At 34.2% G+C, this 17,828-nt stretch carries 21 protein-coding genes; 17 read left to right on the top strand and 4 right to left on the bottom strand.

All coding sequences use genetic code 11. The annotated features are described in order from the left end of the window. Window positions 1-62: 62 nt before the first annotated feature. The 3 genes from C1724_RS06780 to C1724_RS06775 all read right to left on the bottom strand — a co-directional run bounded on the left by C1724_RS06780 (window position 63) and on the right by C1724_RS06775 (window position 2,473). Window positions 63-623: a hypothetical protein gene (locus C1724_RS06780; protein WP_102345944.1), complete on the bottom strand. Its 561-nt coding sequence runs from the start codon at window positions 621-623 to the stop codon at window positions 63-65. A gap of 598 nt (window positions 624-1,221) precedes the next feature. Continuing rightward, window positions 1,222-1,398 (bottom strand): hypothetical protein, encoded by a 177-nt coding sequence (locus C1724_RS25505; RefSeq protein WP_180994152.1) that lies wholly within the window; start codon window positions 1,396-1,398, stop codon window positions 1,222-1,224. Window positions 1,399-1,657: 259 nt separating this feature from the next. Beyond that, complete coding sequence (locus C1724_RS06775) at window positions 1,658-2,473, bottom strand: DUF3888 domain-containing protein (RefSeq protein ID WP_102345943.1); 816 nt, start codon at window positions 2,471-2,473, stop codon at window positions 1,658-1,660. A 953-nt stretch (window positions 2,474-3,426) separates the two neighbouring features. Here C1724_RS06775 and C1724_RS06765 point away from each other — a divergent pair. The 13 genes from C1724_RS06765 to C1724_RS26345 all read left to right on the top strand — a co-directional run bounded on the left by C1724_RS06765 (window position 3,427) and on the right by C1724_RS26345 (window position 14,354). Continuing rightward, on the top strand, window positions 3,427-4,437 hold the full coding sequence (locus C1724_RS06765; protein WP_102345941.1) for an LLM class flavin-dependent oxidoreductase: 1,011 nt from the start codon (window positions 3,427-3,429) through the stop codon (window positions 4,435-4,437). Between the two features lie 676 nt (window positions 4,438-5,113). Then, a complete protein-coding gene (locus C1724_RS06760; RefSeq protein ID WP_102345940.1) occupies window positions 5,114-5,707 on the top strand; it encodes a DnaA N-terminal domain-containing protein in 594 nt (197 codons plus the stop codon). A 956-nt stretch (window positions 5,708-6,663) separates the two neighbouring features. Next, window positions 6,664-7,062 (top strand): DoxX family protein, encoded by a 399-nt coding sequence (locus C1724_RS06755; protein WP_102345939.1) that lies wholly within the window; start codon window positions 6,664-6,666, stop codon window positions 7,060-7,062. A 125-nt stretch (window positions 7,063-7,187) separates the two neighbouring features. Beyond that, on the top strand, window positions 7,188-8,126 hold the full coding sequence (locus tag C1724_RS06750; RefSeq protein ID WP_102345938.1) for a ring-cleaving dioxygenase: 939 nt from the start codon (window positions 7,188-7,190) through the stop codon (window positions 8,124-8,126). Between the two features lie 21 nt (window positions 8,127-8,147). Beyond that, window positions 8,148-8,756, top strand: coding sequence for a flavin reductase family protein (locus C1724_RS06745; RefSeq protein ID WP_102345937.1), 609 nt, complete (start codon window positions 8,148-8,150; stop codon window positions 8,754-8,756). Between the two features lie 36 nt (window positions 8,757-8,792). Further along, complete coding sequence (locus C1724_RS06740) at window positions 8,793-9,737, top strand: ring-cleaving dioxygenase (protein WP_102345936.1); 945 nt, start codon at window positions 8,793-8,795, stop codon at window positions 9,735-9,737. Further along, window positions 9,737-10,339, top strand: a complete 603-nt coding sequence (locus C1724_RS06735) for an alpha/beta hydrolase (protein WP_102346757.1) — start codon at window positions 9,737-9,739, stop codon at window positions 10,337-10,339. The genes C1724_RS06740 and C1724_RS06735 overlap by 1 nt, the downstream gene beginning before the upstream one ends. A 37-nt stretch (window positions 10,340-10,376) precedes the next feature. Further along, window positions 10,377-10,799 (top strand): DoxX family protein, encoded by a 423-nt coding sequence (locus C1724_RS06730; protein ID WP_102345935.1) that lies wholly within the window; start codon window positions 10,377-10,379, stop codon window positions 10,797-10,799. Window positions 10,800-10,845: 46 nt separating this feature from the next. After that, on the top strand, window positions 10,846-11,511 hold the full coding sequence (wrbA, locus tag C1724_RS06725; RefSeq protein WP_102345934.1) for an NAD(P)H:quinone oxidoreductase: 666 nt from the start codon (window positions 10,846-10,848) through the stop codon (window positions 11,509-11,511). Window positions 11,512-12,071: 560 nt separating this feature from the next. Beyond that, window positions 12,072-12,260 carry a DUF2187 family protein gene (locus C1724_RS06720; RefSeq protein WP_102345933.1) on the top strand — a complete coding sequence of 63 codons (189 nt, stop codon included), beginning with the start codon at window positions 12,072-12,074 and terminating at the stop codon, window positions 12,258-12,260. Between the two features lie 411 nt (window positions 12,261-12,671). Next, window positions 12,672-13,196 (top strand): hypothetical protein, encoded by a 525-nt coding sequence (locus C1724_RS06715; protein WP_102345932.1) that lies wholly within the window; start codon window positions 12,672-12,674, stop codon window positions 13,194-13,196. Window positions 13,197-13,667: 471 nt separating this feature from the next. Continuing rightward, the gene (locus C1724_RS06710) at window positions 13,668-13,907 is read left to right on the top strand and encodes a hypothetical protein (protein WP_102345931.1); all 240 of its coding nucleotides are present in this window, start codon (window positions 13,668-13,670) and stop codon (window positions 13,905-13,907) included. Further along, on the top strand, window positions 13,908-14,354 hold the full coding sequence (locus C1724_RS26345) for a Gfo/Idh/MocA family oxidoreductase (protein WP_374703444.1): 447 nt from the start codon (window positions 13,908-13,910) through the stop codon (window positions 14,352-14,354). Between the two features lie 214 nt (window positions 14,355-14,568). Here the strand turns inward: C1724_RS26345 and C1724_RS06700 are convergent, their stop codons facing one another. Next, window positions 14,569-15,126: a CBO0543 family protein gene (locus C1724_RS06700; RefSeq protein ID WP_102345929.1), complete on the bottom strand. Its 558-nt coding sequence runs from the start codon at window positions 15,124-15,126 to the stop codon at window positions 14,569-14,571. A gap of 607 nt (window positions 15,127-15,733) precedes the next feature. Here C1724_RS06700 and C1724_RS06695 point away from each other — a divergent pair. The 4 genes from C1724_RS06695 (at window position 15,734) to C1724_RS06680 (ending at window position 17,717) form a co-directional block, all read left to right on the top strand. Continuing rightward, the gene (locus C1724_RS06695; protein ID WP_102345928.1) at window positions 15,734-16,060 is read left to right on the top strand and encodes a hypothetical protein; all 327 of its coding nucleotides are present in this window, start codon (window positions 15,734-15,736) and stop codon (window positions 16,058-16,060) included. 243 nt (window positions 16,061-16,303) lie between these two features. Then, the gene (locus C1724_RS06690; RefSeq protein ID WP_102345927.1) at window positions 16,304-16,591 is read left to right on the top strand and encodes a hypothetical protein; all 288 of its coding nucleotides are present in this window, start codon (window positions 16,304-16,306) and stop codon (window positions 16,589-16,591) included. Between the two features lie 146 nt (window positions 16,592-16,737). Next, a complete protein-coding gene (locus tag C1724_RS06685; protein WP_258000291.1) occupies window positions 16,738-17,109 on the top strand; it encodes a DUF4181 domain-containing protein in 372 nt (123 codons plus the stop codon). A 260-nt stretch (window positions 17,110-17,369) separates the two neighbouring features. Then, window positions 17,370-17,717 carry a DUF4260 domain-containing protein gene (locus C1724_RS06680; RefSeq protein WP_102345925.1) on the top strand — a complete coding sequence of 116 codons (348 nt, stop codon included), beginning with the start codon at window positions 17,370-17,372 and terminating at the stop codon, window positions 17,715-17,717. The last annotated feature ends 111 nt before the right edge of the window (window positions 17,718-17,828 follow it).

The following is a 17,828-nucleotide window of genomic DNA, read 5'->3' as shown; positions in this document are numbered from 1 at the left end:
CTTAAGTATTGCCTTTTTCCTTTAATTACAGAAGTTTATTTTCATGGTAGTTTAATAGGGCATTATTGATTTTTTTCTTGTAACCATTCTTTGTATTCAGGTAAAGTGTATTCATCAGTTTTTACCACGGTCCATTGATTATGGTTCTGTATTAAGAAGACCTTCATTAAATATTCCCCGCCAGATTCGTCGAAGTCATCTCTCAAATAAGCAATGTTTCCGTGAACCAGAACTGTTACTTCATTATCATTTATTGCATTCACTTTAATTCGTTCATAACTTTCAATATTGTAATTGGCATCCACCAAGCCAAAACCTTGATTTAAAGATTCAACCTCATTTTTTTCTACATTAACTCCTTTTTCACTATCAATATTCTCTTTTAATTCTGGGTACCTTTCCCAGAGAATGTTTATATCATTATTTATTACTGCTTGAGTTCTATGATACATATACTCTCTTACAGGCTTTATATATTTCACCAAATCTGATGGATCAGGTTCAACAAAACCTTCTATATTATATTTTGAATTAATGTCATCTGATAATGCCGAATTTTGCTGACACCCTAATAATGACAATAATAAAACGACGATTAAACTCCAAATATGAAATGTCTTCATATAATTTTACCCCCCTTAAATTATAAGACGAACTTTACTTTGCATATGTTTCAAATTGGCATCAAGAATCACATCTTATTCCACTAAACTGCTTAGTTAGTTGAATAAGCCTGTTCCGTTTCTCTCTAAATATTTTAAGATAAAATCCTAATAAACCTTTTAAAAACAAGAATAACTCATTATTAGTATCGAAAATGACGTATAAAAAAGCATAGCTTTTAACACTGTTTTTTTACGCTGTACATAATTTTTTATTGTTAAAAAGCTGCTATTCGCAATGTGAATTTAGGTGTTAAAAACTTATAAACGTTGTCATACCAATAAGAATAGGAGTACGCACCGCTATTCGAAATGTACCTATTGTTTTCTCTCCTAGAACTGAACCCGTTAATCTAAGACATCTTTTTTGTCATTCATATTGATACACCTCTTATAATTTTAGATTTGTAAATAACACTTTAATAAAGGAAATTCAAAAAGAGTAGTTTATCAATAACTTATAAATAGAAGTATAATGTAAGTAAAGAGATGAAAACGAATGACAATGAGCTATTTTTATTGAATGATTAACAAATTATTAGCTGGTTTACTAAAACAATCAAAAACTATTTTTTTCATGTTTTTTAGCATGGAAATAACCTGTAATTCCAGAAGTAAAAGTTGGTAGTAAACTCCATAAAAAGAAACTCCACCTTCCAGTCAAAACGCTAATGATCAAGAAAAACAGCGGCACCCCAATTAAAACCATTAAAGATACTTTTTGATAACGATTCATTTATAAGCCTCCCATCCACGCTTTATTATTCAAGAGCTTACTTAAGTGCACAATAGCCATTAATTGTGAAATAGGAAAACTGTTTAAAGCTCACTATTAAGTATACCATCATTTAGGTGGTGCCTTTCCAAAAAAAGGATAGCTAAATGTAGCTATTCAACATACGTGCAAATTATTGTATTTTAAATTTTCATTCCAAAAACGAACGAGTTCGTTAAACCTTGTAGGGGTTTTTTTTGTTCATGCAATAAATTGGTTACTAGGTTTTTTGTTTTATAATGTCCTGCCAATGTGGAGGAAGTTCATGTGTTTCAAGATGTTCATATTTCTTTAACTTAATTTGATTAGGAATTATTGTTGGAGCAATTTCAAAAGTCAATCTGTCTTTTCCCACAGAAATATGTGGTCCAACCACTGGTGTAATTTCTAATGTGATTAAAAAATGAAAGGTGCGGAACCCACCAGGTCTTTCTACATTTATGATTTCAACTTGGTAAGGATAGACCGATGGCGAATAAGTTAAATATTCAGCATAATAATTGCTCACCGCCTTATCTATTTCTGGACCTAATAAAAGCATTACTATATCATGGACCATCATTTCTTCCGTATCTTGAGGTGGCGTTGTTCTTTCGTGTTTCCATCCTGACAGGAGCCAATCGAAAAACTCAACTGATCTCAATCGATACGTTTGATTATTTTGGGTAAGGATAACATCACCATCTGCCAGTGTACAAAATTTTGTTTGATTTTGAACATGGCAGTCATAGGCAGGTTTTACTATAGCAACGTCACCGTTTTTCATTTTAATATTTAATAGGGCAATTGGAGTTTTTTTATAAACTATTTCTGATGTTTCTTTTTCAGAACTTGCTGTGTTAATCCATTCAATCACCTTTTGAATCACGGCTGCTTCAATACCATCATTTTCATTGAAAGTGCGTGTTCCTCCTGAAGTGCGGTTTATTTGCATAAAAGCAACATCCTCCCATTTCATTTGGACATTTGCCTTTACAAGTTGAACGGGCAGAAAAGTTCCTGTGAAAATTAGGAATAATATGACTAACTTTTTCATTTATTTTTCACCACCATTGTAGTACTGAAATGCTTTATATTAGTTTCCCTCAATTGAAAATCTTGATGATTGCCATTCTTTTGTAATCAAACAATACCAAAGTAACTCTGTTGTAGAGCTGCTTTGTTGGGTTATCTGGAAGGATATAAGGAATAAGTTTTAATAAAGGGAAGAAGCTATACCATCTATGCATGAGTAGGGGTTAGTCTCGGTTAACATTTAGAGTGGAGTAGTTATAAAATAAACTTTTAGTTGGTACATAAAACATTGAAGAACGGGAAATGTTAATTTCTATGAGTGGAAAAAGCACCTCGAGCTGGAGGAGTGCAAGAGGTGCTTATTTATCTGAACGGGAAATTGCGATAGCTCTTGGTGTATTGGATATCTTGATGTTTTGCAATTACCCGTTGGGATTATTATGATGTTCACTTTCATTTTTTTTATGCGGAATTATAATAAGTTATTTCAGACACGTCATTTCGACGTGTTATTTTTTGTGGTAAAACGCTGGTATGGTGCGAGGGGATTAGGTATTTTAAAGGAGATAACGCTCACTGATGATCCTGTCAACAATTATAGTTTTATAGTTTTGGGGTCAGTCCCCCAGTGGAGTAAAGCGTTAATTCAGTGGGGGACTGACCCCGTTTTTCCCGTTTTTCATTCGTTTGAATTAATGAACTATTTAGCATACTAAATGTATTTATTTACTTAGCAACCTAAGTATTGAATGTTTCTATATAAATCATCTGTTAAAACGGATGATCTATTCCAAAGATAGTGTACGAATCCATGCTTTCACTAAGTCATATCAATTTAAATCATCAATGCTTCCTGTTATGATAATAACAAATTATTATGTAATAACCTTTTGTATGGGGGCGCATAACTATACTATTCAAACACCTCCAAGCTCCATCCACCTAGTAAATTAAGAAGAAAGAAGTGGTTACTTCATGACAATAAATAGACCGACAAAATCCATAAAAGATATATCCTTTTCCGTCCTTGACCTTGCATCCATTGTGCAAGGGGGGACGCCTAGTCAATCCTTCCAACATTCGATAGAGTTAGCACAGTTAACGGAAAAACTAGGCTATAAACGGTACTGGTTAGCGGAGCACCATAATATGCCTGGCATAGCAAGCTCTGCAACATCCTTAGTAATCGGCCATGTAGCCGCGCATACTTCTACTATTCGTGTAGGATCCGGTGGAATCATGCTTCCAAACCATTCGCCACTGGTTATCGCGGAGCAATTCGGAACACTCGAAGCAATGTTTCCAGGCCGAATTGATTTAGGATTAGGGCGTGCACCGGGAACGGACCAACGAACAGCCCATGCCCTTCGTGGGGCAAACTACACCAATGGCGATGATTTTCCAGAACAATTAGAGCAACTGCAAGCCTATTTTCAAGGTTCTGGACCGGTACGAGCAATCCCTGGTGAAGGAGCAAATATCCCTATTTGGTTGTTAGGTTCAAGTGGGTTTAGTGCAAGGTTATCGGCACAACTCGGGATGCCGTTTGCTTTCGCCAGTCATTTTTCACCTGAAAACACATTACCAGCCCTGAAATTGTATTACGAGAACTTCCAACCATCTGAGGAATATAAAGAGCCTTACGCAATGGTAGCAGTAAACGTTATCGCGGCAGATACGGATGTGGAAGCCGAATTGCTCGCCACTTCCATCAAACAAAGTTTCCTAAACATGATAAGGAATACGCCAACACAGTTGCTACCACCAGTAAAGAATTTAGACGAGCTCATGAGCCCATATGAAAAGGCAGTTTTAGAAAAACAATTAGGTTCCACTATCATCGGAAGTCCTATCAACGTAAAGAGAAAGCTGCAATCCTTCTTAGATGAGACAAAGGCAGATGAGATAATGGTAAGCACAATGGTCTATGATCACAACGCCCGACTCCACTCACACCAACTCGTGGCTGAAATAATGGGGTTATAGGTGAGGAATAGTTTTAGGTTACGAAATCTAAACATATTTGTTACCTGGACTGCATAACAAACTGGAACTATTGTTGAAGACATCTTCTCTGTTTATTAGTAAATGCGCATAATTTGTTGAACAGGAACTGCCATTAATCACAGGATCCTTTGCTACACAGTACAAAGATACTATTCAACAGACAAGGTGAAGTAGCTTTTAATAAAAACGTCGTTTTCTTATCGGTTAAGAAAGCGATGTTTCTTTGTGATATTTAAAAATTAATCCATTTTACTTGTTGAACAATACCGCTCAGTTGTTCATTATTAATAATGAACAACTTATCCAATCGGGAATTTGATGATGAATTACTTTCAGACGCCAAAGTTAAAGTGATTGGAAATAAATTTAAAATCCAGAACTACTAGAAAAACGGTAGTTCGCAATCCCTATAGTTGTACTACTAAACATAGTAGAGATGGAAGCGATTGTGTTGTATAGTGAACATTTTCGTTCTTTGTTTATCTGATTGTAGCCAAATAATTGGCCAATTGCACACTAGCAATGTGCAATTTACTAACAATTTATAATATCATAAAGTCCTTCTTTTTATTTTTAAATGATTGCATTATTAAAGGCTAGAAGATAAAATAGCAATTTAAACTATTAAAGCTGACTAACATAGTGAGGGATTAGAATGAGTGAATTATCGATTTATAGTGTTGTTATTAAGAATGGGGATACAATGATTTTTACAACCGACATGCCAGAAGAAGAAATTGCAAAAATACCAGCAGCCAGACTTAATCAGCATCAGTTTTTTAATTATTTTCATGGTCATGGATACGATATGGAACTGCAAATGATTTTTAAACCTAATCCTCAATACTTTTCAAATAATACTGTCGAAGAATTTGTTGTTCCAACTAAATTACAAAAGGGGTATTATGAAGAACTTGTAGGTAATCAGAGAAAAGAATTTCAAGAACACATAAAAAAAATCGAAGTTAACCCACAAGAGAAAAAAGAGCAGAAACGAGAAAACCAAAACGGAGATCTATGGAAACTAGTATTACACGAAATGCAAAAAGCTCTTAGTAAACCAAGCTTTGTTACATGGATTGAGGGACTAGATGGTAGATTTGAAGGAGATACATTAGTTATATCAGCTAATAACTCATTTGCTCGCGATTGGGTAGAAACACGTTATGTACCGCAAATATCAAAGATTGTTAAGGGGATGTTGGGGCAAGAATATGATATTAAGGTTGTTTGCCCTGAAAGTTTATAGACTGTAATTTCAAGACCACAAAATGTTTGGAGTAAAGTATTGAACAATAAGAGGTTATTAATCTCACCTATACTGGATGTGAACTAAAAACCAATTATCCAATAGCGCTTATTCACAAACGAAGGAAATTTCTTATCTAACATAAGCCGTTTAGTTGAAATAAAACCAATAAGAAGCAACGTTTTCTACTAGATAAGAAACGTTGCTTCTTATGTATTTTTTGAGATTTTTGGATTATCAATTAATGAACAATCTCACTCGTTTGTGCATGAGAACAATTGTTCATTAAAATTAGCTCAATATCTATGGTTAGATAAACTAATCTGTGAAAATATTACTTAAACTAAGGCTGTAATATGGAGTAAGAAAACCGTCATTCTTTACTGCAGAGTAGACGTATACTAACAAAGTTATATTAAAGGTGTTTTTAAATGGTAGAATATAATAAATTACTGTTGGCTAAGAGAGGCGAACAATTACCCACTGTATTTCACTACAGGTACAAAGTTAGGTATTTTCATTATTAGTGTCCTAATATCTCCTTCGATAATGAAGAATGAAGAAATAACAGGTTTTACTATGGATCCTCCCAGTTAGCCATCCATGCCATAAAATCATCCACAGAGAATGAAAGTCTTTAGGAAGTGTCAGTCTGATACTGAACTTTTATTGCTTTCCTCTTTTTTTACGAAAATAGCAACTTAATGTAAAAAGGGGATTGACATTAAATATATAAAGTTATAATATATATCTTGTATTCGAGATATCTTAATTAAGTATTTAATCATTCGATATATATTTAAGAGGTGATAAATAATAGAGAGAAAATGTACAATCATAAAATGGTAATGAGCTAGAAAATATAGTTAGACTATTTGAGAAAAGGGAAAGAATACAAACTTGATTTTTTTTGGAACAATATCTCGAAATCGAGATAAAAAATAGGAGGATTTTAAATGATGGATTTTGGTTTACTATTAATTAGAGTAATAATTGGTGTTTTATTCATTGGACATGGTGCTCAAAAATTGTTTGGATGGTTCGGGGGTCATGGATTAAAAGGAACAGGAAGCTGGTTTGAATCCATTGGCATGAAACCAGGAATAACCATGGCACTTTTTGCTGGATTAGCAGAGCTTATTGGAGGAGGTTTGTTTGCTTTAGGACTTTTAACGCCACTTGCTGGAATTATGATTGCTGGAACGATGGTAATGGCTATCGTTAAGGTGCATGCACCAAATGGATTATGGGCAACAGCAAATGGATATGAATATAATTTAACCTTGCTTGCAGTAGCTATTGGAATAGCTTTAATTGGTCCTGGTCAATATGCTTTAGATGCATTTTTATTTTAATAATAATCTCAAATTAGAGATAAACTATATAGAGATAAATAATTAATACTTAAAATTAAAGGTAGGGTCAAAATAAAGTATCACGTTACTACGACTTAATTGATCTTAAGGAGGGAGTGTGAAAAATGAGTAAGAAAACAATGGGAATTCACCACATTACAGCAATCGTAGGACATCCACAGGAAAATGTTGATTTTTACGCAGGTGTTTTAGGTTTGCGTTTAGTGAAAAAAACAGTAAATTTTGATGATCCAGGAACATATCATTTATATTTTGGTGATGAAGGTGGAAAACCAGGAACAATTATTACGTTCTTTCCATGGGCTGATGCGTATCAAGGAAAAATTGGAGATGGGCAAGTAGGTGTAACTTCTTATGTTGTTCCGAAGGGTGCTATGAAATTTTGGGAACAAAGACTAGAAAATTTCAATGTATCCTACACTAAAATGGAACGTTTTGGTGAACAGTATTTAGAATTTGATGACCCTCATGGACTTCATTTAGAGATAGTTGAGCGAGAAGAAGGAGAAGTTAATTCATGGGCGTATAGTGGGGTAACTCCTGAAGTTGCTATCAAAGGTTTCGGGGGTGCAACACTATTATCTACTCAGCCAAACAAAACAGCAGATTTGTTAGAGCATGTTATGGGCCTAGAACCTGTTGGGAAAGAAGGCGACTTTATTCGTTTTCGTTCCTCAGCAGATATCGGAAATATAATCGACTTAAAATTAACTCCTAACGGTCGCGGACAAATGGGAGTGGGAACCGTTCACCATATTGCTTGGAGAGCTGTTGATGATCAAGATCATTTGGATTGGCAAAAATATGTTGCAGAGAATGGATATGATGTTACACCGGTTCAGGATAGAAATTATTTTAACGCAATTTATTTTAGGGAACATGGAGAAATTCTATTTGAAATTGCGACTGATCCTCCAGGATTTGCGCATGATGAATCAGTACAGACAATGGGAGAACAGCTAATGTTGCCTATACGATATGAACAATATAGAAAACAACTTGAACGCAGGTTAATACCTATTCAAGTAAGAGAATTAGATTAATTTTGTAAGGGAATGATTTCTTTGCTTTCAATTGACCCTACTATGAAGACGGAAAGAGAGAATTATAAATTTCTAATCGGAAGTATTATCCCGAGACCTATTGCTTTTGTAACAACATTGTCTGAAGATGGTGTATTAAATGGTGCACCGTTTAGTTATTTTAATATTGTTTCTTCTAATCCCCCAATGATTTCTTTATCAATCCAACGGTCTGAAGGGAGACAGAAGGATACGGCTAAAAACATTTTGAATAAAAGAGATTTTGTAGTCCATGTTGTTGATGAACAAAATGTCGAAAAGATAAATAAAACAGCTGCAAGCCTTTCTTCAAACCAAAGTAAGATTGAGTTGGCAAAATTAACTCCGATTAAAAGTAAGATAATTTCAGTTCCAGGAGTTAAAGAAGCGAAAATTCGAATGGAATGTACATTAGAACATTACTTGGAGTTAGGTGGATATGGCTCACCTGGATGTGATTTTATTATCGGCAAAGTCGTTCAATATTATATTGATAGTGATATTTATGAAAATGGAAGAATCGACCCAAAGGGACTCGCTGCGGTAAGCCGATTAGCTGGAACTAACTATGCCAAAATCGGCGAGATGTTTTCTATAGACCGACCGAATTAATTCACTTTAATCCGTTTCAAGAATGGAGGGATCTACTTGCTTAAAACGGCAGGGATTCATCATATAACAGCAATGGTAAACGATGCACAAAGAAATATTAATTTTTATGCCGGTGTGCTTGGATTAAGGCTAATAAAGAAAACAATCAATTTTGATCGTCCAGAAGTCTATCATCTTTATTTTGGAAATGAATCTGGTGAGCCAGGAACAGTGATAACGTTCTTTCCATGGGCTAAACAGTTAAAAGGACGTATAGGTATGGGACAGGTTGGTGTGACTAGTTACGTGATCCCTATTGGTTCAACTGAATTTTGGGAAAATCGTTTAAATCAATTTGGGATCGAATACAAATCAGCTAATCGTTTCGGAGAAAAATTTTTGACATTTAAGGATCCAGACGGTCTTGAACTAGAACTGGTAGAGAGAGAAGAAGGACCCATCAATACTTGGAACTTTGGAGGTATTCAGTCAAAGAATGCCATAAAAGGATTTGGTGGAGCTACTTTAATATCAGCCCAGCCACATCAAACTGCAGATATACTTGAAAATATTTTAGGTCTGAAATGTATTGGAGATGGAGAGGGATTTCTTCGATTGATATCGAAGGCTCCACTTGGAAATACGATTGATATAAAGTTAACTCCATCTGTTCGAGGATTAATGGGGGCTGGAACTGTTCATCATATTGCCTGGAGAGCCAAGGATGAAGAGGAGCTTCATAGATGGAGAGAGCTACTGATGGAAAAAGGATATTATCCAACGGAAATCAAGAATCGAAATTATTTCAAAGCGATTTATTTTCATGAAAAAGGGGGAATACTCTTTGAAATTGCAACAGACCCACCAGGGTTTATTGTGGATGAACCAATCGATGAACTTGGTGAAAAGCTCATGTTGCCTTCATGGTTAGAATCAAAAAGAGAAGAATTATTGGAAACATTACCCAATATTGAAGTTCGTGCTTTGGAGGGAGATAAATGATGAAACATGTATTTCAAAAAGGCAAAGACCCAAATAAATCTACATTACTTTTGCTTCATGGTACTGGTGGTAGTGAGTTAGATTTATTACCTTTAGCCGGAAGAATTGATGATGAAGCATCTATATTAAGCGTTCGTGGGAATGTGTTGGAAAATGGAATGCCTCGTTTCTTTAGAAGACTAGCAGAAGGTGTATTTGATGAAGCAGATCTAGTGTTCCGAACAAAGGAACTCAATGAATTTCTCGATGAAGCAGCCGAAAAGTATGAATTTGATCGTGATAATATTATTGCAATTGGGTATTCTAATGGAGCGAATATCGCGGGTAGTCTATTATTTCACTATCAACATGCTTTAAAAGGTGCAATGCTTCATCACCCGATGGTACCGAGAAAAGGAGTTGAGTTACCAGATTTAACAGGAAAATCAGTCTTTATTGCTGCTGGGACAAATGATCCGATTTGTTCACCATTGGAATCACGGGAATTACAAGATATGTTAGAAAAAGCGAACGCAAATGTAGAACTTCATTGGGAAGATAGAGGTCATCAATTAACAGTAGAAGAAGTTGAAGCTGCAGCAAAATGGTATCGTAGTTTATAATCTTTTATTTTAAAAATATTTCGGAGGTAAAGTAGTTATGTTTAAACATGAATTAGGAGCACTTATTTTACGAGTAACATTAGGAGTGATATTTTTTATCCACGGATTAATCAAGTTCCAAGGTGGAATTGAAAATATTGTTGGATGGTTTGAGAGTATTGGATTGCCTGGTTTTATGGCATATGGTGTTGCGTTAGTTGAACTAATTGGGGGAATTGCCTTGGTCATTGGTTTAGGGACTCGTCTAGTATCCGCTTTACTTGCAATTCTGATGATTGGAGCAACATTAAAAGTAAAACTTGCTGTTGGCTTATTAGGAAATGGTCAAATGGCAGGATATGAGTTAGATTTAGCATTCTTAGCTATGGCTATTTATCTTGTTATCAATGGAAGCAAGCTGTTATCGGTGAGTCAATTTATTTTCAAAAATGATTCAAATAAGGTATCAAAAGCTGCTTAAGTAATGCATGTAAATTAAATTGAAAGAAATAAGGAGGTTTGTAATAATGGGTTTCTTATCCAAATTATTTGGAAATTCAACTATGAAGGAGAAAGAAAATATGTCAAATGTAAAATTAGCGGTGATTTATTACAGTATGGGTGGTACAAATTATCAATTAGCAAAATGGGCAGAAGAAGGTGCAAAAGAAGTTGGTGCAGAAGTGAAAGTCTTAAAAGTCCCTGAACTTGCACCACAGTCAGCCATAGAAGGAAATCCGATTTGGAAAGCTCATGTAGAAGCAACAAAGGATGTGCCTGAAGTTAAATTGGATGATTTAGAGTGGGCAGACGCGATTATCTTCAGTGTACCTACAAGATTTGGTAATATGCCATCACAAATGAAACAATTCCTAGATACAACTGGTGGACTTTGGTTTAATGGAAAGCTTGTAAATAAGGTTGTAAGTGCAATGACTTCTGCACAAAACCCACATGGCGGTCAGGAAGCTACAATTTTATCTCTTTATACAACGATGTACCATTGGGGTGCAATTGTGGCTGCACCTGGTTATACAGATCCTGTAACCTTTGGAGCTGGTGGAAACCCTTATGGAACTAGTGTTACAGTGAATCAAGATGGAAAAATGGTTGAAGATGTCGAGGCTGCTGTTAAACATCAGGCAAAACGTACTGTTACAGTAGCAGAATGGGTAAAGAAAGCGAACCAATAATAAATAATAAAGCTCATCGGAAAATTCGATGAGTTTTTTTGTACTCACTTTTTATAAATTTATTAACAAACAACTCCCCGGGTAAAGTAAAGCGTTAACACACTGGGGGTCAGGGAGCTTTTATTAAATTAAACCTTAAAGTTGGTACATAAAACAGTGAATGACTGGATGTTAATTTCTATGAGTGGAAGAAGCACCTCGATATGGAGGAGTTCAAGAGGTGCTTATTTATCTGAACGGGAAATTGCGATAATTCTCGGTGTATTCGATATCTTGATGTTTTGCGATTCCCCGTTGGGATTATTATGATGTTCACTTTCATTTTTTTTATGCGAAATTTTTACAAGTTATTTCTGACACGTCATTTTGACTTGATATTTTTTGAGCTTTCTATGGCGGACATATACAGTCCTCATCTAATATGGTAATTAGGATATACGTTTCATTCAATTAATAATTGGCTAAATTAAACATTTAATTTCTGCATTAAATTTTTTTATAGAAACAAAATAAACTCATGTAATTAGAAATTTTTAAGATGATTTGGAGGCAGATTTACTATGAATGAAGAAGTTTTAGCTCACTCTGGGGATCCCGTTCAGATTCTAGAAGGTGAAAAGAAAGGCGAAAAGGGTAGAATAATCGCAGTATATAACAATTCAGCATCAATTGAACTAGATAAAAGAGAATCTAATGGGCGACCATCTAAAACCGTGTTGTCTCATAAAAAATATAAAGTGATTAAATAGGTAAGATCGAATGGCCGCCTTGAACCTGCTTTAAGTACAAAAGCTAGGGGTTAAATTTGAGTGATGGCATTCAACTTGTTCTATAAAACCCCTTCATATTTCTCATTTATGCTGGTCAAATAAAATACGAGACGGTTACATAAAACTTTAAGATACAAAAGGTCAGTTTTTAGAAGTTCCATTTTCGGAATGCGACAGTAAATCTTTCCTTGGAATATATGATGAATGAGTGCCTGAACCCCAGTGTGGTAAAGCGTTAGCGTGCTGGGGGGCAGGCATTTTCTTATCTCCCTTTTTGTTTACAAAATACAGAAGTGTATATATTCAAAAAAGTTTGGGAATAACATCAAATACATTCTCAAATTGACGAAGTAGACATTAACTAAATATACCAAAAAAGGAGCTAGTGCAATGAAGAAGACACTAAAAATTATCGGAGGAGTTTTTGGGGCTTTTTTTTTGTTAGTGTTAATTTTACTAATAATAGATATTTCAAACGATGATACTCAAATAAAAGATGAACCGCAAACTCCTGAGGAAAGAATAATTAACGAAATTAACGAAAAACTCGGAGAACGAACAAATGAAGATAAAAAAAGAGTGGTTAAAGTAGAATTTGGAGAATTTTCTAAAGTAACTTTAAACGGTGATGAAACTTTTTCAAATAAAGATTTGAAATTAAATATGTTATCTGACACAGCAGACGTTTTTCAAATCATTTTCAAAAATGAAGAAGTGAATAAAGTAATGGTTGGTATTCAAACAACCTTTGTTGATGAATACGGAAAGGAATATGATCAAGACGGGGTTAGGGTTGTGTTGAATCGAGAAACATACGACAAAATTGTATGGGAAAATTTTAATGTTGAAAACTACGAAAATGTTGCTGAGAGCTTATATATCCATCCTGCCGTTTCTGAGGCAGCGAATAATTAATATGAATTTAATTATAACGATTAATTACGCCCCAAAATGGCTTAGTATTGCAGGCAGGATAATGGGAATAGTGCCTGTGACTTTCCCAGTTTGATTGTTTATTTTCATTCCTTAGCGGAGGTTCATTATTCATTACATTTCCTGCTCCTAGAAAAGGAATGATATTTTAACGACTAAATCTACACTCAATCATATTTAACCGCACGGTGAGTTTTTCACAAGTGCGTTTTTTTTACATTTCTTTACTTTCACTTTTCTATTTGGCCAATGATCCTTAATAGGGGAACAAGATTGAGAATAGCAGCGTTAGCGTACTGGGGTCAGGAATTTAGATTCAAAAAGGATTAGGAGACACAAAAAAAGGAATTGGCAAAGGTTGATGTTGCCCCAGTTCTTAAACCATTGGATCAGGTTAATTGAAGAGGTAATTTGACTAATAAAGGTAAAAACTTAAAGGGGTTATGTTAGATAGTGAGTATAGTTAATTATCTTGGTTGTAATTTTACTTTATCTTACAGTAAAGATGTTAATGAGGACAAAGTTTTAATTGGGGAAAATTTTTCGGATGACCAAATGAGAAATTTAGTAAAGAAACACTTTACAACTAAGAATATATATGAGGTTTTTACTGATGATTATGTAGGTATGTCATTTAATGCTAACGACCAAGACCCTTATCTTAAAAAAAGCGAAAGTATTGAATACTTATGAATCCGTAGCAAAAGATACAGATCAAATATAATCATTGGTACATTAGAAAGCGGAGCAACAGCTAACGTTCATATTCAAGGAGGAATCAAACATCTGGCAGGCACACATATAGAAATTTTTGGTGATGAGGGAACGCTTGTCCTCACTTCTCCAGGACAGCTTCAATTAGGGCCGTACAAAGTGATGGGTGCACGACAAACGGAAGCAGCGCAAAATCCTTCCGAACTGAAAGAATTAACAATACCAGATCAATATGTTTGGGTACCTAAAGAAATCAAAAACGCTGAGTCAAAAGTCTTAAATGTGGCACAAGCACATAGAAAGTTCGCAAAAGATATTCAGGAAGGTATTTCTCAAATGCCTACTTTTGAAGATGCTGTGAAACTCCATCAACTTTTGGATGCAATCGTAAAAGCCGCTGAAACAGGCGAACGTCAATATTTATAATGGTTTTATAATTTACCGCTAATTAATTAAAATCATTGCTTAACGATCTTCAATTAAAGGGTGCTAATGTTGAAGATGAAAACAAAAACCAACAGATCCCTTGCTGCGCAGTACAAGGATACTGTTGAAAAATTACCAAGAGACGATTCGTATTTACCGATATTGTAACATAATAAAAAGCTAGAAATGATTTCATCCTAGCTTAAATTATTTTTTATTTCATTTGAGAATTGAATTTATTACTTCGGGCAAATTTATTACAGATATAGAACAACAGGATGTAAATAGGAAATGAATAAATTGAGTTCCAATGTAGAGGTTGATATACTTTAAAGAACATTGCCAATGGTTCCCCTATTAATGAAACTAATAATGCATAGATGATTGCTTTTTTTATAGGTGACCATTTAGGCCTTATCTCAATAAAAAACATCGTGGAAACTGGTAATAGGGTTAAATCCCATGGAGTGTCGCCGGGTATAAATGGAAACACATCGTATGGATATATCCAAAGTCCTAATTGTACTCCAATGGAATCCATTAATAAAGCTATTAAGGCCATAAATAAACCTGAACGAATTAAGTCTCCAGTATAGGATTTGTTATGGAATTTCCACCATATATACCAAGGAATGATCCCTAAACAAATTCCTAACCACCATCTAGGGGATAGAAAAATAAGATCCTGCCATTTTTCTATTAGTAAAAGGTTTGCTTCTTGATATTTTATGAAAACTTTTTGCATTTCTTTTATTACATCATACGTAGTCAATTAATATCACTCACTCTGATCCATTTTATATTTTGGAATTGGTTCTATATATATACTTGCTAATGAACAATACAAATATACTGGCAGTATACAACTATTAGAGACGATTACTCCAAAAGTAATCGTCTCTTTCTTACTTGAAGACTTAAAACTACGAAAATAAATAGCTATCCATATCCAGTTGGTATTTTGTGTGGAATTAGTGCCTGACCCCCAGTGTGGTAAAGCGTTAGCGTACTGGGGGTCAGGCGCTTTCATTGAAGTGCTTAAATAGGTAAGATCGAATGGACGCCTTGAACCTGCTTTAAGTGCAAAAGCTAGGGATTTAATTTGAGTGATGACCCCTACAGTTCAATAAAACCACACTCATATTTCTCATTTATGCAGGTCAAATATAATACGAGAAGGTTACATAAAACTTTAAGGTCCAAAAGGACAGTTTTTAGCTGTTTCATTTTCGGAATGAGACAGCAAATCTGTTTTTGGAATATATAACGAAATTAGTGCCTGATCCCCAGTGGTAAAGCGTTAGCGTACCGGGGGTCAGGCATTTTCTTTTAAGGGGTAAGAAAGTGATGGTAAAATAATGGTAATGAGGAGGGGGATTATGCTAATTTTTTCTGTAATTGCATTTTCTGCTTTGGTTATAGCGATTGTGGCGGCAATTTTAGCTATTAAAGGTAAGTATGGGCTTTACTGGATTTCTGCTGTTGGAATTTATATATTTAGCTTTTTAGCAGGTTTTTCGATAGGACAAATGACAATTGGATTAACTTTTATACCATTAACTTTGGCTATTGGATATTCATTTGGTTGGATAAAAAATAAAATACACAACATTATTTTTCTTTGTATAGGTATTTTTGCAGGATTTCTAATGGTGCTTTATGTAGATGACGCTTGGTTGTTTTTCCCTTTTTGGTTTTTGAGCTAACGGGTGAGTTTCTAATCTTAACAGTAACACTCTTTTGCTGACAATAACTTATTTTAGTTCATTGAATAAGTTGATAATGTCATATTCTATTAGTTTTCTTTCTGTCCATGTTTGAGTACCAGTAGGAATAAACAATAAAATAAGATTTAACGTATTAGTGTCTAATAAAAAAGTAATGCAAAAAATTGAGATGATGTTCATTTGTATTTTACACGACAAAAATAAAAATATATGGGGGTAGTAATGTTATTTATGATATTTGGGGTTATTGCAATAGTAGCAACTTTTATAAATCTTTATATGTATAAAGCAGGAAAGGATTATAAGCATGCTATGGCGATAGGATTATCATTTACAGCATTAACACTTTGTGCAGAATACAGTCTTGTATCGGTGTGGGTAGAAGTGGAAGATTGGGCAGCTTTAATGGATGTAGTACCTGGTATGGAAAGGGCATTATGGTTTTTGACAATTGTTTCTATCATACTAAATATAGCACCTATACTTTTAGAACGAAAAAGTAAGAAATAATGACTTATTGTCACATCACTTATATATGCAATTATTGTGTAATCTATATGTAAACAAAACGATAGCACTATAACGTTTAAAGAGTAGGCTACTTAAACAATAAAAGGAAATTTTCTGGCATAATAATAAAAGCGGGGAGGTATGTTATGGGGTATTTGATATTTATTATTGTCCTTACAATTTTAATAATCTTGTTAGAAAAAGGGCTAAATAAACTACTTAGTGTACAAAAGAAAAAGGTTTCGGAAACTCCTGGTAAAAGATTTGACCAATGGGGAAGAGGCATTATCTTACTTCTCTTTTTATGTACACTTCCGTTTTTTATTATGGTGGAAACCAGCTTTATGAAGTGGTATTGGATACTATATTTGATTGTATTATTAGGTTTTCAGTCAATTTTGGAATGGAAGTACTTGAAGAATTCAAAACAATATGTCGTTTCGCTTATTATCCTTATAATATTCGTAATTATTCTTTATAATATTGAATATTTTATATCAATATTCGACTGGAGTTAGTTTATTTGAATGAAGATAATGTGAAAGTGTGTACCTTAAAGGTGGCGAATGTTTGCTTGAAAATCGACAAGACAAAAGACTAGAAATTTTAGAGAGATAGTACTCGTGCTTAAAGTAACGGGAGGTTAGTGGAACAGTAGAGGTTACAGCGAAAGACTCTTTTTTTTGTTCAATTAATGGTCAGTAATCTTTAACAAGGGAGATTTACTTTATGTAATAAAATATTAAAGCATTACATGGAAAAGTGAGGGGAAACAGAGTTGAATAAAATTTTGTTACATTTTGAAGGGCTGGCAGTTTTAGTGTTAAGTGTATATCTTTATTCGTTTAATGAGTACAGTTGGGGAATGTTTTTAATATTGTTGTTAGCACCTGACATTTCAATGATCGGGTATTTGATTAACAATAAAGTTGGAGCAAGATGCTATAATATTTTTCATACTTATACTTTGCCGATTACTATTGTAATAGTAGGTTTACTCTTATCTCATCAGTTGGTGTTGGCAGTGGGGTTTATTTGGTCAGCTCATATAGGGATGGATAGAGCAATTGGTTACGGGCTTAAATATTCAACTAATTTTAAAGATACACATTTAAATAGAGTGTAAGTTGTTTTACAAACAGCAGAATTTAATATTGATTTACTTAATCTTGAAATGAATATAAATGGCTAAAGGGAATCTTAATTAAATGATTCTCTTTTTTGTTTTATAATCTTA

The organism is Bacillus sp. Marseille-P3661, assembly GCF_900240995.1.
Taxonomy (GTDB): Bacteria; Bacillota; Bacilli; order Bacillales; family Bacillaceae_J; genus OESV01.
The sequence above is the reverse complement of the archived record's forward strand: the minus strand, read 5'-3'. Positions and strand labels throughout refer to the sequence as shown.